The sequence below is a fragment of the Streptomyces sp. NPDC048257 genome, from assembly GCF_043201855.1.
GTDB lineage: Bacteria > Actinomycetota > Actinomycetes > Streptomycetales > Streptomycetaceae > Streptomyces.
In genome coordinates, this window is record NZ_JBICZI010000023.1 from 49,630 (window position 1) to 72,748 (window position 23,119).

Sequence of the window (23,119 nt, forward strand, 5' to 3'; positions counted from 1 at the left end):
GCCGGTGGTGCGTGGGGCGGCCGCGCTGCGCTGGGCGTCGCCGCGGGGCCGGACGACTGTCCCCCGGAGGGCGCCGGAGGGGCCGGCTCTGCCGCAGGGGCCGAGCCCGTCTCGGCGGGCGCAGCCGGCGGCTCTGCCGCGGGGGGTGCGGAGGGGGCCGACTCCGCTCGGGAGGGAGCAGCCGGGGCCGACCCGGCCCTGCCGGGCGCAGGTCGGGCCGAGCCCGTCTCGGCGGGCGGAGCCGGCGGCTCTGCCGCGGGTCGGGCGTCGCCGGCCGGGTCGGGGGCGCCGGCCTCCGGAGCGGCCGGGCTCCGCGCCGGAGCCGAGCCCGACCAGCCCAGGTAGGCGCCGCAGTTGCCGCAGAAGTCGTCCGTCACGCCGTTGGACGACCCGCACACGGGACACGCACGCACCACTGTCACTTCCCTTCGCCTGCGGGCGGCCCGGACAGGACCTCGACCCGGCAGACCGTGTGGACGGGGCACAGGGTGCGCACGAGCGCGCGGACCCGGTCCGCATCCACCGCGGCCTCGCGGTACGGCCACACCCGGACCAGGACCTCGCCGGCCGGAGCGGCGGGCAGCTCGGCACCGGCCGTACGGGACCACGCGGCCCCGCCGTCCCCGCTGACCTCGGCGGACACACCCAGCACCAGGCGCAGGGCCTCGGTCAGGCCGCGCCGGGTGCCGCGCCAGCGGTGCAGTTCCACCGCGCGCGCCACCGCCTCGCGCCGTATCCCGGTGGGCCACCCGGGGTCGTCGATGCCGCCCACCCAGGAGGCCAGCCAGGACAGGAAGTCGGCCGGGGCGAGCCGGGGGTCGAAGTAGGAGGGCAGGTTGTCGAGGGTCGTGAACACCGGGGCGAGAACGGTGTCCAGCCCCGCCGTGAACCGCTGGGCGAAGTCGTCGTCGGCGTACAGCGCGGGCAGCTGCCCGCCGATCGGGTGCCGGCTGGGCAGGCCGGGGACGGCGGCTCGGTTCATCGGTGCACCCCCTTCTCCGGTTCCGTCACGACCACCTGGTGCTGGTAGGAGAAGACCAGCGAGCCCGCTCCGATGTCGATCCGGTCGACGGGGGCGCCGCGCCGCCCGGTGATCGGGTCGGCGGCGAACATCCGGATCTCCTCCACCAGGACGTCCCCGATGGCGCGTTGCAGTACGCCGAACACCTCGCCGTACTGGACGGGCCGTCCGAACGGCCAGCCGGCGCCGTCGGGCCCGCCGCGCAGGGGGTTGAGGTGGCGGAACAGCGCGGCCAGTGCCGCCTCGCGTACCCGGTCGGCGTCCGGGGCGGGCGCCGACAGCCGGGCGACCACGGTGACGCCCTGGTAGACGGGCGGCTCCACGACGAGGCGGGTGCCGATCAGGCGCCGTTCGTCGAGGGTGGTGGTGATCGAGGTGAGCACCTGGTCGGAGGGGATCAACTGCTCGAAGCGGAGCCGGTCGTCGCCCTCGTCGGCCACCGCGTCCGGCACCACCAGTACGCGTACCGCGCCCGCGCCGGCCGGTCCGCCCGTCGCGTCCGTGGCGGGCAGGCAGCGGACCCGGCGCACCGAGGGCGCCGCCTGGCGGGCGATGATCTCGTAGTCCTCGGCGGTCACCGCGCGCTCCTGCATGCGCAGCGTCTGCGGTGCCCGCAGCTTGGCGTTGTCGATCGTCTCCCCGGCGACTCCACCGCGCGCCGCCTCCCGGTTGGTGACCCGGGCGACGTACGGGACGGAGCTGCGCAGTACGGAGATCGCGCCGCGCGAGACGTTGCCCGCAGGGCCTCCGCCGGTGCGGTAGCGGGCGACGCGGACCTGGGAGCCCTTGGGCGGCACGGCGCCGCAGGGCCGCAGGGTGCCGTCGGCCTCGCGCAGCACGGGCGGGAACGCGAACTCGCCGGTGGTGGCGTTCACACGCACGTGCCGGTCGTCGGGACCCGAGCGGCCGAAGTGCTCCACCACCTCCCAGCGCTGCCATCCTTCGGTGGAGGACACCTCCACCACCGGCGGTTCCCCGTCGAGCAGCACGGGCGGGCGGCCGAGCCGGAAGGTCTGCCCCGCCACCCCCTCCGACGCGCCGAGCGGTACCTCGTTCACCCGCTCGGCGTGCTCCACGGTCATCGTGCCGCCGACGGTGAAGACGGCGGCCTCGCGCACGGTCGGGGACTCCGAGTAGAACGGCTGGCCGGGCTCCGGCTCGGTGACCCGGCAGCGCAGCCAGCCCGCGCGGGTGCCGCTCAGCAGCGATGCGGTGTGCCCGGCGGGTACGTACACGATGACCTCACCGGGCCGGTTGAGGCCGCCGGTGCTGTCGGAGTCGGTCTCGCAGCGCTGCCACCGGCCGCCGTCCCATGCCTCCCACACCAGCGGGGGCTGGCGCGGGTCGACACCGACGCCCTCGACGCGGCTGTCGAGACGGACCGCGACCACGCAGCGCGGTACCGCCGTCGGCAGGCCGAACAGCAGCGCGTCGCCGGGCTCGGGCGTCGCCTGGAAGCACGGTATGTCGCGGCCCTCGGCGAGCGCACCGGTCCGGTCGGTCATGTCACCGGTGCGGGGTGCGGTGACCAGGCGCGTCAACTCGGACGGCACGATGCGCAGATCGCCGGTGGTCGCGAACACCACGGCTTCCTCGGACTCACCGGCGGCGGTCGTCACCTCGGTGCCGGCGGGCAGCGTCACCGTGTCGGGCTGCGGGGCCGACAGCCAGAAGTCGACGTCGGCGACGGCGGCCGAGGGCGGGTACAGCTGGATGTCCAACAGGTCCAGGAACGCCAGGTAGTTCTTGTCCGGGACCCGGTTCAGCCGGTACAGCAGCTGGTCGACGAGGTAGGCGAACGTCTCGATCAGGGTGACGCCCGGGTCGGAGACGTTGTGGTCGGTCCACTCCGGCGCGCGCTGCTGCACGTACCGCTTCGCCTCGTCGACGAGTTGCTGGAACCGTCGGTCGTCCAGGTTGGGGGAGGGCAGCGCCATCAGTCCGCGACCATTTCCTCGGCCCCCTCCTCGGAGGGGATCGTGTAGAAGGGGAAGACCAGGTTGCGCCGGTCGTTGGTGGTGCGCACCGTGTAGTGCACGTCGATGTAGAGGGTGCCCGCCTCCACGGCGTCGAAGGCCACGACGACCTCGTCCACCGCGATCCGGGGTTCCCAGCGCTCCAGGGCCTCGCGCACCTGCTGGGCGACGCGCCCGGCGGTGTCGCCGTCGCCGGGGGCGAACACGTACTCGTGGATGCCGCAGCCGAATTCGGGCCGCATCGGCCGCTCCCCCGGAGCGGTGCCCAGGACCAGCCGGATGGCCTCCTCGAGCTCCCGTTCCCGCTCGACCATGGCGATCCCGCCGGTCGGCCCGACCCGCAGGGGGAACGCCCAGCCGCGCCCGATGAACCGTTCGCTCATCACACACCGCCGATCAGGACGTTCACGGCGCCGGTCAGGACCATCGCGCCGCACGCGGTCTGGTCGCGCGCCCGCGCGGCGGGCAGCCCGCCGATGAGCACCGCGCCCGCGGCGAGGGCGGCCGGGTTCGGCATGAGCACGTTGGCCGGTCCCGTTGCCGCGTGCGGCGGGACCGGGCAGACGTGCAGGCTTCCCACGACGGCGGCGGGCTGCCCGCCGATCAGCACCGTCGCGACCGCCGCGGCGGCGCCGGGCGGCGGCGTGGCGATCCGGCCACCGTGGTTGGTGGGGTCGCCCGTACGGGCTGCGGCTGGCATCGGGTGCTCCTCGGGGAAGGGGGCCGGGGTGGAAGGGCAAGTGACATGGAAGGGCTTTTAGTTGATCCGGATGAGCCGGGCCTTGAGGACGGCGAGCAGGCCGCCGTTGACGGTGACGTCCGAGGTTCCGTTCACCCGCACCGACCGGCCGCCGATGCTGACCCCGGCGGAGCCGTCGATGTCCACCTGCCGGCCGGACACCTTCACCGTGCCCTTGCCGGCGTCCAGGGTGATGCCGCTCTTGTCCAGGAGGACCGAGGTCAGCGGGCGGCCCCGCCCCGCGTACACGGTGAGCTCGATGCGGTCCCGGCGGTCGTCCATGCGTACTTCCAGCCGCTCGTCCCCGGTCACCAGCCGCAGTCCGGAAGGGCCCGGCGCCGCCGCGTCCAGCAGCTCCACGCGGTGGCCCGAACGTGACACCACCGAGCGGCGGTTGACCTTTCCGCTGGTCTTGTCGATCAGCGGCACGTCGTGCGGTGAGGGCTGGTCCACGCCGTTGTAGAGCCCGCCGATGACGTACGGGCTGTCGAGCAGTCCCTGCTCGAACCCGACGAGCACCTCGTCGTTGACCTCGGGGCTCACCACACCGCCGCCGCCCTTGCCGCCCCACTGGACGGTGCGCACCCAGCCGGTGACGTAGGTGTCGTCCAGCCAGGGAAACTTCAGCCGCACGGCGCCGCGTTCGGAACCGTTCGGCTCGCGCACGTCCGTCACCACGCCGATCGCGAGCCCCGGGATGCGGGGGCCGCGCCCCGGCGCGTTGGCGCCGGTCACCAGGCCGGCCAGGGAGCGGTCCGGGCTGGAGCTGACCCACACGGTGGTGCGGTAGCCGCCGTGCGGCTCCAGGACGTGCTGCACCGCCGTCGCCGTGTACCGGCCGGAGAACGCCTGCCCGACGTTGCCGAGCGCCACCGCCTTGCCGGCCCGCAGCAGCGGGTTCCCCTCGGCCACCGCCTCCAGCTCGCCGAAACCGGAGCTGATCCGGTCCGCCGCCGCCTTCGCGACCGCCGTGGTCTCGGCCTGCGTACGGTACGGAGTGTCGGTGACGGCCACGGCCGACTTGCCGAAGCGCGCGGCGAGCGCGGGGCTGAGGCCGGGCACCACCGTGTCGCTGACCACCGACGGCTGCTGGGCGACCAGTGGCCGCTTGGTGGTCACGTCCCAGCCGCGCACCTGCACGGTCGAGGAGCCGTCGGCGGCCGACAGCGCGGCCCGCAGGGCCAGGAGGTTCCTCCCGTACTCCAGGACCATCGGACTGCGGACGGCCGACGTGGACGGGGCGGGCGCCCCGGACGCCTTCACCGGCCGGGTGAACTGGAGCAGCCCCTGGTCGTCGACGCGCACCTGCGCGCCGCTCTCCCCGGCGAGGTACTGCAGGAAGTCCCAGTCGGACACGTTCGCCTGGGACAGCTGCTCGTACGTCACCGGCGCCGCCTCCACCTTCCCGACGGCAAGGCCCGCTCCGGCGGCCACCTTGCGGACGATGGCGGCGGCCGTCATGTTCCGGTACGCCACGACCCTGCGGCCGCGCTGGAGGCGGTGCGCCTTGGAGTAGGCGCGGACGACGGTGAACGAGCCGGTGCGGTCCCGGTCGATCTCCAGGGCCGTGACCTCGCCGTTGAACAGCCGCTCCCGCGCCTGCCCCTTCACCGTCATCACCGACACCCGCAGCGGGGAGCCGATGGTGATGCCGGTGGCGCGCAGGAACTCGTGGTCGGGGTCGCGGTAGGTGAGCACGGCCGTGTCCGGCAGACCCACGTTCTCGTCGACCACGCAGCTCACCAGTTGTGCCGCCCAGATCGGCGGCAGTTCGCCGGGGGCCTCCACGATCGGGTCGGCCGCGAACGACCGGCCTCCGGATTCGGACCCGCTCACCGCTGCTCCTCCTCGCCGTGCTGGTCCAGCGTGCCGGGCACCACGATCTCGGTGCCGGGGACAAGGGCCATCGGGTCGTCTATGTTGTTGGCCTCCGCGATGGCCCGCCAGGCCGTCGCATCGCCGTACTCGCGCCAGGCGAGCATCGCCAGGCTGTCGCCCGCCACCACGATGTGCGTGCTGCGGGCGGTGCGTGAGCCGGAGGTCGGGTTCTGGCCCGGCGGGTCGACGCTCGCCTCCTCGATGGACAGCGAGCAGGTGGCCCGCAGCGGCTTGCCGTCCACGTCGAAGAGCGTGTACGACACCGACAGGTTCGACAGGACCCCGTCGAACGACGTCGTCCGCGCGCTGCCCCACTCGAACCGCACCCAGGGGCTCGCCGGCTTCTTGCGGCCGAGGCTGGCCGGGGTCGGCACGCACGCCTTCATCAGCTTCTCCACCGCCTGCTCCACCGAGTTGTCGTGGGTGGCGGTCGCGTCCAGGAACACCTCCAGGCTCAGGGTGCGCGGACCGCTGCCCACGAACTCGGGCAGCGCCGACTGCCCGGCCATCCGGGACGGGGAACGCCGCCACTCGGTGGTCTTGCCCAACTGCAGGGTCGACGGGTTGAACTGGAGATCGAGCTTCGCGATCACCCCGCCCGGCTTGGCCCCGACCGAGGTCGGGGGCTCCTTGAGGGTGAGCTGGGCCCTGGCGCGGCTGGCGCGTGCCGATGAGGCCATGGCGTGGATCCCTTCCGGAGCGGGGGCGGCGTACGGGGACGGATACGGGCGGGGTGCCGGGCGGTCAGGAGGGCAGCAGCCCTTGGTGGGCGATCTCCAACGTCTCCACGGCTGCCGCGGAGTTGGCGGGATCGAAGGACGGCCCCTGCCACCGGACCGGGACGATCCCGAACACCTGCCAGCTGATGATCCGGCTGAGATCGGGACGCAGTGCCACGATCTCCCCGTCCTTGGGCTCGACCCGCCGCAGCGTTTCGTCCAGCCAGCGGCCGATCTTCGCCGTGTCTGCGGTGACGGGCCGGGTGAGGGTGATGTTCGACCAGGTCACGCGGCCCGGCAGCTGCCAGGTGAAGCCGTTGTTGCCGCCCTCGGCGTAGCTCTCCATCTCGACCTCGGCGCCCATGCCGGAGCAGGTGTGGAAGGCGCCCAGGTCGTTGCCGCCGATCGCCAGCCGGAAGAACACGCTGGTGGCGAAGATGTTGTCCGTCATCGGTCCGTCGTCCGTTTCTCGTTCGTACGTGTTCTCAGCGACGGCCGTCGAAGGGCCGGCCCGCGCGTTCCCGGCCGCGCCGCAACTCGGTGCGCAGCAGACGGGAGACCGGATCCAGCAGGCGGCGTGCGAGATCGTCCAGATCGGAGTCGGGGACCTGCGGTGCCGTGTGCCGGTCGGCCGGGGCGGGCCCGGCGCTCCCGGCCGGCCCGGGGCCGGTCCGGGGCCCGCCCGGGGTGCGCTGCACCGGCGCCGGTGGCGCGGGGCCGGTCGCCACCGGGGCGGCGGCGGGGGGCGGTGTCCTGGGGCGCACGACGGGTACGGGCTGCGCCGGCGACGCGGCCGGTGCCGGCTGGACCACGAGCGGCGGTGCGTGCGGGCCGGTCACGGGGAGGGGGGTGGCCGCGGCGCGGGTGGGTGCCGCGGGCGCTGCGGGGCGCACGGCATGTACGGCACGTACGGGACGCACTGCGGGCGGCGGAGTCGTTCCGCGCGGCCCGGCCATCGCGGCTCGCTGGACCTGGGGTGGTGCGGCGTGCGGGGTGGGCGGGGCGGACCAGCGGGCCGGGACCACGGGACGGCTCGCCGGGCGGGCGGCGGGGCCGGCTGCGCTCCCCATGTCACGGGTGCCGAGGGGCAGCGGCCGGGCCGCCAGGAGCTGGAGGGTGCGGGACGCGGTGGTGTCCCCGGTGAGGTGCGGGGCCGTGCTCGGGTCGGTCACCTGGCGCGCAACGACGAGCGGTACCGGGTGGGCGGCCCCGGGGGGTGCACCGGGGCCGCCGGTCAGGGGAGCGCGGCGGGCGGCAGAGGCCGCCCCCAGCACGGGCGCATGATCCGTGGGCAGCGCCGGCGCACCGGGCACGGGCGCGCGCTGTACGTCGGCGGGGGAGGCGGGCCGGGCCGCCCGGGCCCGGGACGAGGCGGAAGCGGGCGGCGCCGCGCTGGGCGGCAGCGCGGGCAGCGGCGCCCCCAGGCCGGTGCGGACGCGTGGCGTGGGCCGTCCCGGGCCGGACCCGCGGTCGGCCTGGGGGCCGGCCGCGGGCTCTGTCTGCCGCTGGACGACGGGCATCGCCGGGGCGGGCGCGGGGGCCGGTGCGGGGCGGCCCGACGGCACGGCTGTGGCGGGCAGTTCGGTGAGGGGTGCCCCGAGCGGTGCGCGGGTCCTCGCACGCTGCACGGCCGCCTCGGCGCCTGCGGCGGGCTCCGGCCCGCTGCTGTCAGGAGGGGCCGCGCCGCGTGCCGGGGGCGCCGCCTGACGGTCCGGCGGTGTCGCGGTGGCGGGCAGTTCCGCGCGGGGGGTCCCGAGCGGTGGGCGGCTTCCCGCGCGCTGCACGGGCGTGTCTGCGCCGGCCGAGGGCTCGGCCTGGCGCTGGACTACGGGCAGGGCCGGGGTGGGCGCGGGGGCCGTCGGGGGGTGGTCCGACGGCGCGGCAGCGAGCGGCAGTTCGGCGGCAGGGGTGCCGAGCGGTGCGCGGGTCTGCGCGCGCTGCACGGGTGCGTCCGGGTCTGCTGAGGGCCGCGCCATGAGCGGTGTCGAGGCGGCGGGCTCCTCCGCGCGGTCCTGCGGGGAGGGCTTCGCACCCTTGGTGTCCGGTGCGGCGGCACCGGCGGCCGGGGGTTCGGCCCGGCGCTGGACCATCGGCATCGCAGGGGCGGGCGCCGGCGCCGATGCCGGGCGGTCCGACGGCGCGGCCGTGGCAGGAACTTCGCTCAGGGGGGCGCCGAGTGGCGGGCGGCTTCCCGCACGCCGCACGGGTGCCGGGGTGCTCGCGGCAGGCTTCTCCGTGCGGTGCTGCGGGCCCGGGCCGCCGGGGGTGGCCGCATGAGCGGACTGGCCGGTCGATGTCGTCGCGGCGGCGCCCTCGGGCGCAGGCTCTGCCCGGCGCTGGAGCACCGGCAGGGCCGGGGCGGGTGCGGGGGCCGTTGCGGGGTGGCCCGACGGCGGGGCCGTGGGCGGCAGTTCGGTGACGGGCGTGCCGAGCGGCGCTCGGCCGCCCGCGCTCTGCACCGGCGCGACCGGGGCGGACGTGGTCGTGTGCGCGGGGGCGGGCCGGACGGCGGGCACACGGCGCCGGGGCGTGGCGGGAACCCGGGCGACGGTCAGCGTACGGCCGACGGCGCGCGGCCGGACCCCGGCGGCCGCCGGGGCGGACGAGGATCCCGTCGCGACCCGCTGGACCGGCGGGCCGGAGGGCGCAGGGGCGCTGGCCCCGGCGGAGGCCGCCCGGGCCGTCGATGCGTCGGGGACCACTGCGATGCGGCGGACCAGCGGGAACCGCGGAGGCTTCGGCGCGGGGCCGGGTGCGGCAGGGGGAACGGCCGCGCCGCTGCCCGTCGCCCCGGCCCGCTGCACGGCGGGAGCGGGCGTGCCGCGTACGGCCACGGCGTGCGTGGACGCGCCCCCGCGGGACGGCGACGGCGGCACGGAGTCCGGCACGGACGCGGCCGGTCCGGACACCACCGGATCCGTGCCCGGGCCGCCCGGCCGGGGCGGCGTGGCACCGGACGGGGCGGCGTCCGGCCGTACCCGTCGGGAGATCTGCGGGGTGTCGCCCGCACCGGACGGCTCCGCTTCGTGCGGCTGCCGCAGCGCCCGCAGCAGCAGCGGGCCGCCGCCGCTCGCGGAGGTGCGGGGGCCGGCGGGGCGGGTGACCCCGTGCACGAGGCCGGCCGGGGCGGACGGCAGCAGGGCGTGGGCGAGCCCGGTGTCGAACGACGGATCGCGCCATGCGGCCAGACCGGACCGGAAGGCGAGCCCGTCGCTGACGCCGATGGCCGCGCGCGACACGGTCAGTGCGGGCGGCGCCGTCATGCGCCAGCCGCCGTCCCAGTCGCCGGGTACACCGGTCTCCCGTGCGGCGGCCGTGTTCCGGGCCACCGGCGCCGCGGTCGCGGCCTCCGGCACGGCGGCACGCCGACGCAGCCTGTCCCGCCATGCCATGCGTTCAACCGCCTTCGTTCACACGGGTGTTGATTCGAGCTATCTCGGTGACCCACTCCTGGCGCTCGCCGTGGGTCAGGTCGAGGATCTCGTCGCGTTGCCAGTGGAAGTGGTAGGCGATGTACGCGATCTCCTCCCTGAGCCGGGGGAGGGCGTACGTCACGATTCCCCCAGGCGCCCACCGGAGAGGTCGACCTCGAAGCCGCCTTCGCAATGCGGGCAGGTGACCGCCGCGCGGGTGTGTCCCTCGCTGTTGACGCGCCGGTAGAAGTCCTGGAGGAACGCGACGTCGGTCGCGTACATCCGTTCCACGATCCCCGCGTGCACGTCGGTGATGGTGCCGAGCCGGGTGATCACCTGGCTGAGCAGCACCACGCTCAGGTACGCCGGGTTCTCCTTGACCCGCAGGTCGATCTGGGGGCGCAGTTCGTCGCGGGCGGTGGCCAGGCGCATCGAGCCGTGCCGGTGCACCGTGCCCGCTTCGTCGACGTACCCGCGCGGCAGCTCGAACTCGAACTCCGTCCGCAGCCCGTGGTCCTCGCGCCCCGCCGGAGCGGCGGCGGCCGGAGGCGCCGCCGCCTGCTCCGGGGCCGTCGCGGGCGCAGTGACCTGGAGGATCTCCTCCAGGTTGCCCGCCGTCACCGTACGGCGTCTCATTCGACGATGATCTCCTCGAACACGATGGTCACGGACTCGGTGGCCGCGGCGGACTCGCCGGCCTTGAGGGAGGGGCCCTCCCACTTGGAGGCCCAGCCCTGCATCAGCTGGATGCGGCGGACCGTCGCACCCGTGGAGTCCTTGATCTCGATGGTGAGGTTCTGCCGCGCGGTGTCGACGGCCCCGTTGTTCAGGGTCTCCTTGATCCACTTGGTGAACTCGCTGCTCTTGTCGAGTCCCCGGGTGATCGTGACCTCGCCCGCCTGCCGTGCGCCGGGCTGCTTGCGGATGATCTGCTTGCCCTCCGCGCTGACCTGGCGGACCTCGACGACCTCCTCCTCGACGGTCAGGCCGCTGATCTCCTGGACCGATTCGACCAGGTAGCCGCCGAGCTGGACGCCGAAGATATGGGTGGAAAGAGCATCGCCCTCTGCCATGACTGTCCTTCACCTTTCCTTGCTGCTGCCCCGGAGGGTCATTCGTCGATGAGGCTGGTGCTGTCGGAGAACTGGGCCAGCCGGAACACCACGAACTCGGCGGGCTTGACGGGCGACACACCGATCTCACAGACCACGCGGCCCTGGTCGATCGACTCCTGCGGGTTGTTGTCCCGGTCGCACTTGACGTAGAACGCCTCCGCCGCCGTGCGGCCGAACAGCGCGCCGCGGCGCCACTCCTCGGTGAGGAACGCGGTGACGTTGCGCCGGATGCTCGACCAGAGCCGGTCGTCGTTCGGCTCGAAGACCACCCACTGGGTGCCCAGGAGGATGGACTCCTCCAGGTAGTTGAAGAGGCGGCGCACGTTCAGGTAGCGCCACGCCGGGTCCGAGGAGAGGGTGCGGGCGCCCCAGATCCGGATGCCCCGGCCGGGGAAGGCCCGTACGCAGTTCACACCGATCGGGTTGAGCAGGTCCTGCTCGCCCTTGCTCAGGCGCAGTTCCAGGTCCACCGCGCCGCGGATCACCTCGTTGGCCGGGGCCTTGTGCACACCGCGCTCGGCGTCGCTGCGCGCCCACACACCGGCGACGTGGCCGCTCGGCGGGACGGTCGTGTTGCGCCCGGCGGCCGGGTCGAAGACCCGAACCCAGGGGTAGTAGAGGGTGGCGTAGCGGGAGTCGTAGCCCGCCTCGTCGTTGCGCCAGGTGCGTACCTGCTGCGCGGAGAGGCCGGGCGGGGTGTCCAGGACGGCCACCCGGTCGCCCATCTGCTCGCAGTGCGAGATCACCGCGAGCTGCACGGTGCGCACGCCTTCGGAGTCGATGTCGCCGCGCTGGTAGGCGCTCATCAGGTCCGGTACCGCGACCATGGTGATCTCGTCGATGGTCTCCAGACCGGCGAACCCGGTGCGGGCGGCGGAGTCGCCGACGTACTCGGCCGGGTCGAGCCGGGCCACGCCGTTGCCGCCGGCCGGAGCGGGCGAGATGGCGGCGGCGTCGGGCACGACGACGGTCTGCCCGGCGGGCCGGGTCTGTGTCGCGCCCCGCTGCTCGGTGACCTCGATCAGCTTCGAGGCGCGGGCCTGGGTGACGAGGTAGCCCTTGACGTTCTTGCGGGCGGACACCTCGTAGCTCTCGGCGACCTGCTCGCCCTGGCGGACCAGGACCCTGAAGCGGTCCTCGGCCGGGCTCTCGCCCTCCGCTTCGGCGATCTCCACGGACACTCCGGTGACGCCCGGCCGGGCCGCGATCAGGAAGCCGCCGAGCTCGACCGGCTCCGCGGCGCGGGGCTGGGGGACCGTGCCCACGGCCGCCGGTGCGGAGGCGTCCTGGGCCGGCCCGCCGATGCGGACCACGTACGCGGCGCCGCCGCCGTTGGCGAAGTACCCGTAGACGGCGTGCGGCAGGTAGGTGCCCTCGGTGAAGCCGCCGAAGTGCTGGGAGTACTGGTCCCAGTTGGTGACCAGCGTGGGCTCGTGGAACGGGCCGCTCTGGGCGAACCCCACGAACGCGGCGACGGCGGTGCCGACTCCTTCGATCGGGCGAGCACCGGACTGCACCTCCTCCACGTACACGCCCGGGGTGAGGTACGTCGGCATGCTCGCTCCTTCGGGTCACAGCTGCGCAATCAGGTCTGACCACAGCCTTTCCGTCGGCCGCCGCCCGGGACAAGGGCGTTCGGACCTGGCCGGGGGCAAGTGCGCTGCCCTCCCGGTCGCCCCCGCCGGACCGGTTAGGCACTGCCTCCCGCCCGCTGGCCGGCCCCGGCTCACACGCCGGTGACCTGGCCCAGGTACGGCCCGAACTCGCCCTCCAGGACCAGGCGGCCGAGCTTGCGGTACTCCTGGGCGACGGCCGTCACCACCTGGCCCATGGTCAGCGGTTCACCCGACGCGGCCGCGAAGTAGGCGGCCGTCACGGCGCAGGCCCGGATCGAGCCTCCGGCCAGTTCGAACCGGTCCGCGCAGAAGCCGAGATCGAGGTCGCCGGCCCGGGGCAGCCGGTCGCCGAGGCACCGCTCCCACAGGGCCAGGCGCTGGGCGGCGTCCGGCACCGGGAAGTCCGCGACCACGTCCAGGCGGCGGGTGAACGCCTCGTCGAGGTTGGCCCGCAGATTGGTGGTGAGGACGGCGATGCCGTCGAACGACTCCATCCGCTGGAGCAGGTAGGCCGACTCCATGTTGGCGTGCTTGTCGTGGGCGTCCTTCACCTCCGAGCGCTTGCCGAAGATCGCGTCGGCCTCGTCGAACAGCAGCACCGCGTTGACGGCCGACGCCTCGGTGAAGATCCGCTCCAGGTTCTTCTCGGTCTCGCCGACGTACTTGTCGACGACCGTGGACAGGTCCACCACGTACAGGTCCATGCCCAGGTCGGCCGCCACCACCTCGGCGGACATGGTCTTGCCGGTGCCGGAGGCCCCGGCGAACAGTGCGATCACCCCGCGCCCGCGCCCGCCGCCGGGCCGCATGCCCCACTGCCCGAGCACCTGGTCGCGATGGCGGGCGCGCACGGCGAGTTCACGCAGCCGGCGGTGGGTGGGGGCCGGCAGCACCAGGTCGTCCCAGCCCACCGCGGGCTCCACCCGGCGGGCGAGACGGGCGAGCCCCGCGCCGTTCTGGGCCCGTACGGCGGTGCGCAGCCCGGCGGGGGAGAGCGGCCGCCCGTCGAGGGCTGCGGTGCGCACCGCGGTCTCGGCGGCGCGCCGCAACTGCCCGGCGTCGAGCCGGTGCGCGGACACCGACCGGGCCAGCGCCGGGATGTCCCCGTCCGTGCCACGTCCTGCGGCAGCCCCCTCCAGGGCGTGCCGCCAGCGGGTGACGTGCCGGTCGGGGGTGGCAGCCGCCACCGTCAGGGTGACGGGGGTGTCGGCCGCCCAGGCGGGTTCCCAGCCGCTCGTTCCATAGGTGAACAGGGGGATGCCGCGCAGCGCGGTGCACAGCGTGCGCAGGAGGCGGGCCCGCTCGTCGGGTCGGCCGGGCAGTTCCTCCATCGGACCCAGCAGCACACCGGCGCCCGTCAGGCGGGCTTCGCGGGCGGCGGCCCGGGCGAGTTCGGGCACGGCACCGGCGTGCCGGGCCAGGGCCGCCGTGTCCAGGGCCAGGGGACCCGGCCCCCAGGCGTGCAGCGCGGCCGCGGCCAGGCCCTCCGGATCGCCGCCGCGGGACCGCAGGTGGACGTGGCGGGTGCCGCTGCCGGCCGCGGCGACGGCCCGCCGCAGTTCGTCCGGGTCGACGGCCGGGTCCTCGTGGGCCTGACCGAGCACCTCGGCCAGCCGCGGGTCGGGCGAGGCGTCGCCCAGCAGATGGGCGGTGACCCGGTCCGGGACGGCCAGCACCCTCGACAGGGGCGGCCGCTCCGGCTCGGTGACCTCCAGCAGACCGCCCGCGACGAGCGGTGCGCTGGGGGAGAGCCGCAGCCGCGCGGCCGCCGAACCGGTGCGGCCGCACAGTTCGAGGGCGAGGCCGACGGTGGGCCGGCGACGCGTCAGGTCGTCGTTGAGGTAGCCGTAGAGCCGCTCGAAGCGGGCGTCCAGGTCCGGCGCCACGGCCACCAGGAGCAGGTCCACGTCGAGCGGATCCAGCGCGAAGCGCGCGGCGAGGACGCCGAGCGGCGAGCCGGACGGTGGCGCGCCCGGTGCGAGCGCGGGCAGGCCGGGGCCGTGCGGTGCGTCCAGGATGCGGGCGACCGCCTCGGGCGTGAGGAATTGGCCCCGGTAGGGGTCGTCCGGGTCGGGATCGACGGCCCGCCGGAGCTCCACCGCCCGGCGCACCCGCTCCTCGACGAGCCGGAGCCGTGTCCACAGGTACGGGGTGGTGTCGGCCGGGGCCGCGGGCGCGGCCACCGGCTCCAGGGTGTGCGTCACGGCTGCCGTTCCCCCCGCCGGCGGCGGGCGGGAGCGCCCGGGCGTTCCCGGGATCCGCCGAAGCCCTCCGCTCCCGGCTCGCCCAGCTCGGTGTAGCGCAGCCGGCGCCTGCCCGCGCCCGTGCCCGCGCCCGTGCCCGCACCGGCGTCCCCGCCCCCGGTCCCGTCCGGTGCGGCCTGCGGTACGGAGTTCACGACGAGCCCCTCGGTGACCGGCGGGGCCGTGACGCTGCTGACGCCCGCCAGCGGTGCCTTCACCCGCAGCCCGAGGGACGGCTTCAGGTCGCCGCCGAGCGCCGACCACACGTCGGAGGCGGCCGGTGCGTCCGTGCCGGTGCCGCCCGCGTCCACGTCCACGAGCAGGCCGAGTCGGGCGAGCGTGCCGGTGAGCAGGTGCGGGGGCAGCGTGTCGGTGTTCACGAGGGTGGAGAGCACCTGGGAGAGGAGCCGGTGCTCGTCCTGCGGCCGGCTCGCCCACGCGGTGACCAGGTACGTCAGCTCGAACCAGCGCGGCGGGGTGCGGCGCGCCACGACGAACCCGTCCGCGTCGTACACCTCGCCCCCGCCGCTGCCGCGCCGGGCGTGGTCCTCGCGTATGTCGTACAGGAACACGCAGACCGTGGGCGCGCTGCGGCGCGCCGCCCAGTCACTCGTCGGGGCGTCGAAGACCACCTCGACGCCCGACGCCTCCAGACCGGACTCCGCCAGCAGCCGGCGCAGCCCCTCGTCGACTTCGTGGATCATCGGCGGGACACCTCGTCGGGCGGCTGCACCGAGCCGTTGACCACCAGGAAGCCGGTCTGCACCGGCGAGAAGCCGGGGCCGTTCGCGGTGATGACACGGGGGCCCGTCTGGTCCTTGGCCAGGATCAGCAACTGGCCGATGAACGTGCCGTCGCGCTGGGGAAGGGTCGGTGCCGCCGCTGCCGTGATGCCCGGCTTCCACGTGAACCGCACCGGCACGCCGGGCGGGAAGTCCTCGCCGCGCACCGAGGTGACGAAGCCGGGCCTGCCGATCGGCGGCACGGCGACGATGCGCGGCTGGAGGATGCGCAGTTGCTGCCGGGCGGTGTTGTCACCGGGGTCGGCATCCGTGCCGGTCGTGGTCAGACTGCCGGTCACCGGCGCGGTGAGCGCCTTGTCCGGGTTGAGGACGACCCGCAGGACGGTCCGTGCGCCCGGCGCCAGGTCCGGCAGGGCGCATTCCCAGTTCCGGTCGCAGCCCGGCGGCGGCCCGGCGCTGGGCACGCCCTGCGGGAGGCCGATGCGCAGCCGCAGACCGGTGGCCAGGGCGTTGCGGCCGTTGCGGACGGTGTACGTGACGACGACGCGGCCGCCCACGTAGCCGGGGTTCGGCTGCGCCGTGACGCTCAGACCGGGGCCGGCCGTGGGTGCGGGCGGCTCCGGCTGCGGCGGGGCCGGGGTCGGCGGGGCCGGAGTGGGCGGGGCCGGGGTCGGCGTCGGCGGGGTGGGGGTCGGCTTCGGGGGTACGGGTGCCTCGCGCACCGGCACCACGGTCCGGCCGGAGTTGTCGCTGGGCCGGGGGTCGAGCACGGTGCCGGTCACCGACCAGTCCACCGGCTGGTCCCCGGGGGTGACACCGGTGAGGGTGACGGTCACCGGGACGGTGGCGCCGGGGCGCACCACGCCCAGGGTGCAGGTGAGCGCGGCCGCGTCACACGTGGCGCCGGGTGCGGTGAGCGCGGTGACGCTCACGCCGAGCGGGGGCGCGACGGTCAGCCGGGTACCGGGCGAGGCCGCCGGACCCTGGTTGACGACGTCCACCCGGACGGGGGCGGAGCCGCCGACGGTGAGCGGCGCGCTCTTCTCGGGTGCCCGCACCGCGAGGTCCACCGACTGCTGTACGCCGGGCTCCTTCTGGCGGCCCGGCAGACCCGTGACGAGCAGGCTGTGGTCACCGGAGGCCACGTCCACCAGCTTCAGTTTCTCCGGGCTGTTGGGGGCCCGTGAGCCGCGGGCACTGAGCACCAGGCTCTTGCCGTCGGCGGTCCACGCCGCGTCGCGCGGCTGGAACGGCCCCTTGGCCGTGGGTTCGGGCAGTTCCCGGCCGCAGGCTCCCGGCACGTCGCGGGCGGCGTCGGGCAGCAGGACCCGGCAGGCACCGCCGACCGCGGAGGCGAGCAGGATGCCGCTGCGCTCGTCGACGCGGCCGCCGCCGTTCTTGCGGTTGAAGGCGATGGTGGCGCCGTCCGGGGAGAACGCGGGGCTGTCGTCGATGACTTCACAGGTACCGGGACAGAGGGTCGCGCTCAGGTCGCGCTGCCGGTCCAGGTGGTCCACGGGCACGGTCCAGATGTGCTTGTTGCCGCCACCGCCGTTGATCACGAGGTTGCGGGTGAAGGCCAGCGTCGTGCCGTCGGGGGACCACGTGGGCTGGGCGTCGCCGCTCCGGGCCTGGCCGGCGGGCGGGGTGATCTCGCCGCGGATCGCTCCGGTGGCGGCGTCCGCGATCAGGATGCGGGCGAGGCCCGTGTCACCGCCGACGCCACCGGGCGAGGTCCGGGTGAAGGCCAGGAACCGGCCGTCGGGGGAGAACGCCGGGTCGGTGTCCCAGTCCTTGGGGCCGCGTCCCGCGAGCGGCAGGGCCGCCTCGTGGGTACCGTCGGCGTCCGCGGTCCAGATCCGTTCGATCCGGCCGTCGGGCGTGTCCTCGAAGCGGGTCAGCACGATCCGGCGCCCGTCGGGCGTGTAGTTCTGCCGTTCGGTCCACGGGTCGAAGCCGGGTGCCGGCTGGAACAGCGGGTCCTTGGCGGGGTCGCTGTTGGTGTCGGCCGCCGGGTCCTCCTTGAGGATGGTCAGGCCGAGGTCGCGGGGGTCGGAGCCGTCCATCCGGGCGTCCTGCAGCGTCACCACGTGCGGCCCGGCCGCCGAGGTCCGCTCGACCACCGCGCCGCCGCCCTTCAGGGGGCCGAGCCAGGTCGGCGAGCCGACCTCGCGGTCCTCGCTGAGTACGAGCTCGGGGGTGTCCGCCGAGTGCGCGGGCACCCGGAAGACGTGGTCCCAGTCGCCCTTGCAGTCACAGGTGCGGTCCGGGCTGAGGAAGAGCAGCCCGTTCCCGTCGGGCAGCCAGGCTGCCCCGCGGGTACGCCAGCCGGCCTGGGCGCCGGCCAGCAGCGGCCCGTCCGTGCGCCCGTTCGTCCACCGCAGGCGGGGCCCGGAGTCTCCGGTTGCGGTGTAGGCGATCACGTCTCGGTTCGTCGCGTCGTCCACCGGGTTCCACACCGGCTCGGTGGCCCTGCCGTTGGCGGGGTCGGTGACGCGGGTGGCGGCGCCGCCCCGCAGGGGGCGTACGTAGACCTGCCGTCCGGCGGCCCGGTCGCCGTCGGAGGAGTAGGCCAGGCGTCCGCCGTCCGGCGAGACGGTGGGGTGCTCCTCGTTCGCGGGAGTGTCGGTCAGCCGGGTGAGGCCGGAGCCGTCGGCGCGCACGAGCCACAGGTCGCGCTGCACGCCACCGCTGCCCGCGCGCTGGGCCGAGTCGAAGACGACCGCCCGCCCGTCGGGGGTCAGCCGCGGGTTCGCGACGTCCAGGCCGCTGGTCAGCCGGCGCACCGAGCCGTCCGGGGACCGCAGGTAGACCTGCGGGGTCTTCTCGTCGCGGCGGCCGGCGAAGACCAACTGGTTGCCCAGCGCGGCGGGCTGGACGTCCAGGTGGACCGGGCCCGCACCGAACAGCGGGGCGCTGGTGGGGGACGTGCCGGGCCCCACCCGGCCCAGGCTGCGGTGGCGCGTGCCGGCGTACACGACCCGGCCGTCACCGGCGTCGGCCGCCAGGGGGCGCGCCTCGGCGTCGCCCGGGCCGGTGGCCGCCGTCACCGCGAGCAGGGGGACCAGCAGCAGCAGTGGTGCGCCGGCCCTCCCCCAGCGGCGTCGACGACTGCCGGAGCCACCCGTGCCCATCACGGTCCACCTCACAGTCCGGTACAGCATTCACGTATGACCCCGCCACTCTGCGGCCCGGCACGTACGGCCGGCAGGGCCGTGGGGCCGCACCCGGGGGAAGCACCCGGTGCGCTTTCGGGCAGTGGGGGTGCGGGCCGCCCGGACCGGCGGACCGACGGCACGCGCAGCCGGGTCCCGCAGACGCGTCCCGCAGCCGGGTCCCGCAGACGCGTCCCGCAGCCGGGTCCCGTCGTGCGGTCAGATCAGCCCGTTGCGCAGGGCGTAGCCGACCGCATGCGTGCGATTGCGCAGGTGCAGCCGCGTGATGATCTCGTGCAGCACGTTCTTGACGGTCCGTTCGGAGTACGAGGTCTTGCGCGCGATCTCCGCGGTGTCCAGGCCCTCCGACACCAGGCGCAGCATGTCGGCCTCGCGCGCGGTCAGGGTGGACAGGGACACGGCGTGCGGGTCGAGGGTCGAACGCTGCAGGCTGCCCACGTGGTCGAGGAGCTTCGCGAGCAGGTCGCCCGGCAGCACGCCCTCGCCGTTGGCTATCGCCAGGACCAGCCGCAGGAGCCGGTCCTGGTCGGCCTCGCTGCGTCGCAGCACCGCGGTGACCCCGCATTCGATGGCGCGCTGCAGGGCGTCCCCGGATTCGAACGTGCCGACCACCAGCCCGGTGCGCGTGCCGGAGTCGTGCCGCAGCCGGTACAGCAGGGCGGCCGTCTCGTCGTCCACGCTGTCCACGGCGACGAGCGAGACCTGTGCGCCGTCGGCGGCGTCGACGAGTTCGATCTCGGGGCGCTGGCGCAGCTGGTGGACGACCCCGACGTGCAGGATCGGGTCCGGTGCGTACACGGCCACGGTGACCCGCTCGCCGGCGCCGGATGAGGAGACGGGTCCGTTGTTCTCAGGCTGGGCCATGTGTGGTGTACCTGTTCCATGATGCGTATGTGGGGTTACGGATGGAGAGGAATGATCGACAAGAGGTTGGGCACTCGTAACTGATGAGCGTCCGCAGGGGCATTCGGGTTGCCCGGGTCGTTGCCCTTGCGTCCGTGGAGGTGGCGCGGGCGGCGGCATAGCGTCGCGGTGTGATATCCCCAGCAGCCTCTTCAAGCCCTGGCGCGCCCGGCCTCGACATCCCGCCGGTGACGGTGACGCCGGGCGGTACCGCATCCACCAGCCTGACCGTCCGCAACGACAGCGACATCGTCGAGGCGTACCGCTTGGAGGTGGTCGGCGACTGCGCTGCCTGGACCACGGTGGAGCCGGAGCGCGTCTCGCTCTACCCGGGCACCTCGGAAACGGTGACGATCCGTCTGGCACCGCCCCGTTCACCGCAGGTACGGGCGGGGGACGTCCCGCTCGCCGTCCGCGTGCTGCCCACCGAGCAGCCCGAGGCCGTGCGGGTCCCCGAGACCACCGTGCACGTCGAGGAATTCCGGGAGCTGCGGGCTGAGAGCGCTCCCAAGCGGCGCCGCGGCTGGCTGCGCGGACGCTATCGACTGGCCGTGCGCAACGAGGGCAACTGCCCCGTACGGCTGGGCTTCACGCCCGCCCAGCCGGGAGAGGAGCTGAAGTTCGCCTTCACCCCCGCGGAGCTGAAGCTGGAGCCGGGGGAGTCGGCGGAGGTGGGGCTGCGGGTCCGCACCGGCCGGCCGGTGTGGTTCGGGGCCCCGGTGACCTGGCCGTTCACCGTCGCCGTGGCCGAAGCCGAAGCCGCGGCCGGCGACGGTGGCGCTGACGGTACTGACGCCGCCGGCGGCGGGGACGGCAGGGAGCGGCCGGAGCCCGACCGCGTCCGGACCTCGCTGGATGCGGAGTTCGTCCAGATCCCGATCTTCCCGACGTGGCTGCTCGCGGTACTGGCCGCGCTGCTCGCGCTGCTGCTCGCCTGGTTCCTGCTGGTGCGTCCGGCCGTGCGCAGTACGGCCAAGGAGGCCGCCGACGAGGCGGTCCAGAAGAAGCCGACGCCCAGTGCGGACCTGAACGGGCAGACCCCGGTGACCGGCGACGGCAAGCAGCCGGGCGGCGGCAGGGGCACCCAGCCCGGTGCGGGCGGAGCCGGCACGGGAGGCGGTACCGGCGGGGGTACCGGAGGCGGCGGTACCGGCACCGGAGGCCAGCAGAGCTCGGCCACCATCGACCTGCAGACCGGCGGTGGGCAGAGCAAGACCGGTACCTACACGGTGCCCGCCGGCAAGGTCTTCGGGATCACGGACATCGTTGTCGCGAACTTCCAGGGCGACGAAGGAGTGGTGACCATCGACTTCGGCGACCGCAAGATCACCACGATCGCGCTGGAGACCTTCCGCAACCAGGACTACCACTGGGTCACCCCCATCAGCATCACCGAGAGTCAGACCGTGACCGTGCAGGTGACCTGTGCGAAGCCAGGCACCCCGGCCACCGGCCGTCAGGCGCAGGAGTGTCACGAAGTGCTCAACGTGAGCGGCGTGCTGAGCGACCTCCGGTGACCCGAGCGGCACGCACATAGTGGGTCAGGTCGTACGCCAGGGCAAAGAGGGCCTTTGCCCTGGCGTCCGGAAATCGGTACTCCAGAGGATCGATCGGGCGTTCCCCTCGCAACCGCCCGCTTTCGTTTCGACAGTGCCTGGAACGGTTAACCGGGGTAAGAGCGGCGCCAGTTGACGAAGTGCCAAACATGGCCTGAACCGGTCTCTCTCTTTTGCTCCGGTCAGTGCGTGGGCACTCCCACGGGCCGGCCCCGATTCCAGGACCACCGTGACCTGGACGTGTCACGGAGCGGGCGGCGTGGTGCCGCTCCCGCCCCCGGGACCGGCGGACTGATCACGGCGTTCCCGGCCCCGCTGGACCGCGTTGGCCAGGAGCCGGGCCGCCACGCCCAGGAGCAGCAGGTTCAGCGTGATCTGCCCCGTGGTCAGCAGCCGGGCCGGCTCACTGCGCGCGGTGATGTCGCCGAAACCGACCGTGCTGAACACGGTCATCGCGAAGTACAGCGCGTCGGTGCGCGACAGGGGCTCGCTGAAGCTGCCCGGCGCGCTGTGTTCCAGTAGGAAGCAGGCTGCGGCGTACAGCAGGACGAAGAGCGGCACGGTGATCGCCATCCCCTCCATGGCCTTCAGCCCGGGCCACGGCGACGGGGTGATCCTCCGGATCTGCCAGGACAGGAGCACCGCCACGGCTGCAAGGCCAGCGGTGAGCGCGAGGACGGTGGTGGCCGTGAAGGCCGAATCCATGGGCAGCAGGTAGGAGGCGGTCACGAGGAGCGCCGCCGTCACCAGCGAACGCACCGTGGCGAGCAGTACCTGCCGACGGTGACGACCCGAGTTCCCGTTCACGACTCCACCCCCGCCGCAGTGCATGCCCTGCCCCCAACCTCCCCGGTGGCCGGAGCGCTGCGTGGCAGGCGCACCAGGAGGTCACCGGCATGGCCGCTCGCGTGTCCGCCACGACTTCGCCGCAGCAGGGTTTCGCGCCGGCCCGCGCCCGCCGCCCGACCGCGATCACGCCGAGGACCGCGTCGGGAGAGGGGCCGCAGGGGTGATCGGGGACGGAACCGGCCCGGATCACGGTGCCGCAAGCCGGGTCCGCAGCGGCGCGCGTACGATCACCGGACCGGCACGCGCGGCCGCACACCCCCCGCGAGGTGTGGATCACTTCCATGTCGGTCCGGCACTGCTCGCATGGCTGTGGGTGATCCTGCCCGCCGTGATCGGCGCGCAGGATTCCCACGCGCCGGTCTCGACGGCCTACCTGCTGGCCGCCAGCCAGAGCCTGACCCTGATCGCCACCACACCCCTGACCGGCAGGGCCCTGCTGTGGGTACTGGCCCCCTCACCGCCGCCCGGAAACCGCAGTCACCATGAAGGACCAGCAGGTCAGGGCCAGACCAGGCAGTACGGCTGGTGGCCGGCCTCGTGCAGACGGTGGCTGAAGTCCTGCCACTCGTGGAGCAGCTGGTAGACGTTGAAGGCGTCGCTCGGGCCGCCGCGGTCCGGGACCGTGGACCAGATGAAGGCCGCCGCGCCCACCGATTCCTCGCCGATCCCGCGCAGCGGGTCGACCACCGTCATCGGGAGCTTGACCACCGCGTAGTCGGGGTGGAGGACGACCAGCTCCAGCGGGGGCACCTTGTGGAGGGGTATCCCCTCGATGCCGGTCAGGACCATCGCGGCCACCGTCTCCGGCTTGATCTTGGTGAAGAGGCCGCCCATTCCGAGCTCGTCGCCGCCGAGCTCCTCCGGCCGCATCGTGACCGGGACCCGGGCCGCCGTGGCGCCGTCGGGGGCACCGAAGTACTTGTACGTCACTCCCATGCCGCGGCCCTTGGGCAGGTCATCGGACGGGACCGTGGGCCCGGGGACGGCGTCGGCCGCTTCCGTTCCACGGCGGCGGTGCTTGCCCCGGCGGCGGGCCTCGCGGGCGCGCTGCGGATCGAGGCCGTCCGTTCCCTCGCCCGGTCCACCACCGCGTTGCATATCTCCACCCGACTGGTCTTGCTCGCCACGGCCCCGCGGCCCCCGCCACGCAGCCTGATCATCATGGCAGTGAC

At 74.5% G+C, this 23,119-nt stretch carries 19 protein-coding genes; 1 reads left to right on the forward strand and 18 read right to left on the reverse strand.

Going from position 1 to position 23,119, the window contains the following annotated elements; genetic code table 11:
* Nucleotides 1-418 precede the first annotated feature (418 nt).
* The 16 genes from ACGFZK_RS30615 to ACGFZK_RS30690 form a co-directional block, all read right to left on the reverse strand.
* Entirely contained in the window at nucleotides 419-982 is a 564-nt protein-coding gene (locus tag ACGFZK_RS30615) for a phage tail protein (protein ID WP_393852100.1), read from the reverse strand.
* On the reverse strand, nucleotides 979-2,958 hold the full coding sequence (locus ACGFZK_RS30620; RefSeq protein WP_393852101.1) for a putative baseplate assembly protein: 1,980 nt from the start codon (nucleotides 2,956-2,958) through the stop codon (nucleotides 979-981). Before ACGFZK_RS30620 ends, ACGFZK_RS30615 begins: the two co-directional genes overlap by 4 nt.
* The gene (locus ACGFZK_RS30625; RefSeq protein ID WP_190184825.1) at nucleotides 2,958-3,380 is read right to left on the reverse strand and encodes a GPW/gp25 family protein; all 423 of its coding nucleotides are present in this window, start codon (nucleotides 3,378-3,380) and stop codon (nucleotides 2,958-2,960) included. Before ACGFZK_RS30625 ends, ACGFZK_RS30620 begins: the two co-directional genes overlap by 1 nt.
* Nucleotides 3,380-3,697 (reverse strand): PAAR domain-containing protein, encoded by a 318-nt coding sequence (locus ACGFZK_RS30630; RefSeq protein WP_393852102.1) that lies wholly within the window; start codon nucleotides 3,695-3,697, stop codon nucleotides 3,380-3,382. The genes ACGFZK_RS30625 and ACGFZK_RS30630 overlap by 1 nt, the downstream gene beginning before the upstream one ends.
* A 57-nt stretch (nucleotides 3,698-3,754) precedes the next feature.
* Entirely contained in the window at nucleotides 3,755-5,572 is a 1,818-nt protein-coding gene (locus ACGFZK_RS30635) for a VgrG-related protein (RefSeq protein WP_393852103.1), read from the reverse strand.
* Nucleotides 5,569-6,294, reverse strand: a complete 726-nt coding sequence (locus ACGFZK_RS30640) for a LysM peptidoglycan-binding domain-containing protein (protein WP_393852104.1) — start codon at nucleotides 6,292-6,294, stop codon at nucleotides 5,569-5,571. Before ACGFZK_RS30640 ends, ACGFZK_RS30635 begins: the two co-directional genes overlap by 4 nt.
* A gap of 64 nt (nucleotides 6,295-6,358) precedes the next feature.
* Complete coding sequence (locus ACGFZK_RS30645) at nucleotides 6,359-6,784, reverse strand: phage tail protein (protein ID WP_030710062.1); 426 nt, start codon at nucleotides 6,782-6,784, stop codon at nucleotides 6,359-6,361.
* Nucleotides 6,785-6,818: 34 nt separating this feature from the next.
* Nucleotides 6,819-9,725, reverse strand: coding sequence for a hypothetical protein (locus ACGFZK_RS30650; RefSeq protein ID WP_393852105.1), 2,907 nt, complete (start codon nucleotides 9,723-9,725; stop codon nucleotides 6,819-6,821).
* 4 nt (nucleotides 9,726-9,729) lie between these two features.
* The gene (locus ACGFZK_RS30655; protein WP_167739575.1) at nucleotides 9,730-9,888 is read right to left on the reverse strand and encodes a DUF6760 family protein; all 159 of its coding nucleotides are present in this window, start codon (nucleotides 9,886-9,888) and stop codon (nucleotides 9,730-9,732) included.
* Nucleotides 9,885-10,382, reverse strand: coding sequence for a hypothetical protein (locus tag ACGFZK_RS30660; protein WP_393852106.1), 498 nt, complete (start codon nucleotides 10,380-10,382; stop codon nucleotides 9,885-9,887). Before ACGFZK_RS30660 ends, ACGFZK_RS30655 begins: the two co-directional genes overlap by 4 nt.
* Entirely contained in the window at nucleotides 10,379-10,819 is a 441-nt protein-coding gene (locus tag ACGFZK_RS30665) for a phage tail protein (RefSeq protein ID WP_393852107.1), read from the reverse strand. Before ACGFZK_RS30665 ends, ACGFZK_RS30660 begins: the two co-directional genes overlap by 4 nt.
* A gap of 38 nt (nucleotides 10,820-10,857) precedes the next feature.
* Complete coding sequence (locus ACGFZK_RS30670; protein ID WP_393852108.1) at nucleotides 10,858-12,417, reverse strand: phage tail sheath subtilisin-like domain-containing protein; 1,560 nt, start codon at nucleotides 12,415-12,417, stop codon at nucleotides 10,858-10,860.
* A 170-nt stretch (nucleotides 12,418-12,587) separates the two neighbouring features.
* On the reverse strand, nucleotides 12,588-14,681 hold the full coding sequence (locus ACGFZK_RS30675; protein WP_393852109.1) for an AAA family ATPase: 2,094 nt from the start codon (nucleotides 14,679-14,681) through the stop codon (nucleotides 12,588-12,590).
* Complete coding sequence (locus ACGFZK_RS30680) at nucleotides 14,678-15,424, reverse strand: DUF4255 domain-containing protein (protein WP_393852110.1); 747 nt, start codon at nucleotides 15,422-15,424, stop codon at nucleotides 14,678-14,680. Before ACGFZK_RS30680 ends, ACGFZK_RS30675 begins: the two co-directional genes overlap by 4 nt.
* Nucleotides 15,421-18,597 carry a hypothetical protein gene (locus ACGFZK_RS30685; RefSeq protein WP_393852111.1) on the reverse strand — a complete coding sequence of 1,059 codons (3,177 nt, stop codon included), beginning with the start codon at nucleotides 18,595-18,597 and terminating at the stop codon, nucleotides 15,421-15,423. Before ACGFZK_RS30685 ends, ACGFZK_RS30680 begins: the two co-directional genes overlap by 4 nt.
* A 240-nt stretch (nucleotides 18,598-18,837) precedes the next feature.
* Nucleotides 18,838-19,503 (reverse strand): response regulator transcription factor, encoded by a 666-nt coding sequence (locus tag ACGFZK_RS30690; RefSeq protein WP_393852112.1) that lies wholly within the window; start codon nucleotides 19,501-19,503, stop codon nucleotides 18,838-18,840.
* A gap of 170 nt (nucleotides 19,504-19,673) precedes the next feature.
* Between ACGFZK_RS30690 and ACGFZK_RS30695 the strand changes: the two genes are divergently transcribed.
* Nucleotides 19,674-21,059 carry a hydrolytic protein gene (locus ACGFZK_RS30695; protein ID WP_393852113.1) on the forward strand — a complete coding sequence of 462 codons (1,386 nt, stop codon included), beginning with the start codon at nucleotides 19,674-19,676 and terminating at the stop codon, nucleotides 21,057-21,059.
* Nucleotides 21,060-21,341: 282 nt separating this feature from the next.
* Here the strand turns inward: ACGFZK_RS30695 and ACGFZK_RS30700 are convergent, their stop codons facing one another.
* Together ACGFZK_RS30700 and ACGFZK_RS30705 are read right to left on the reverse strand one after the other, a co-directional pair.
* On the reverse strand, nucleotides 21,342-21,905 hold the full coding sequence (locus ACGFZK_RS30700) for a potassium channel family protein (protein WP_393852114.1): 564 nt from the start codon (nucleotides 21,903-21,905) through the stop codon (nucleotides 21,342-21,344).
* Between the two features lie 540 nt (nucleotides 21,906-22,445).
* On the reverse strand, nucleotides 22,446-23,045 hold the full coding sequence (locus tag ACGFZK_RS30705; protein WP_393852115.1) for a hypothetical protein: 600 nt from the start codon (nucleotides 23,043-23,045) through the stop codon (nucleotides 22,446-22,448).
* Nucleotides 23,046-23,119: the final 74 nt, after the last annotated feature.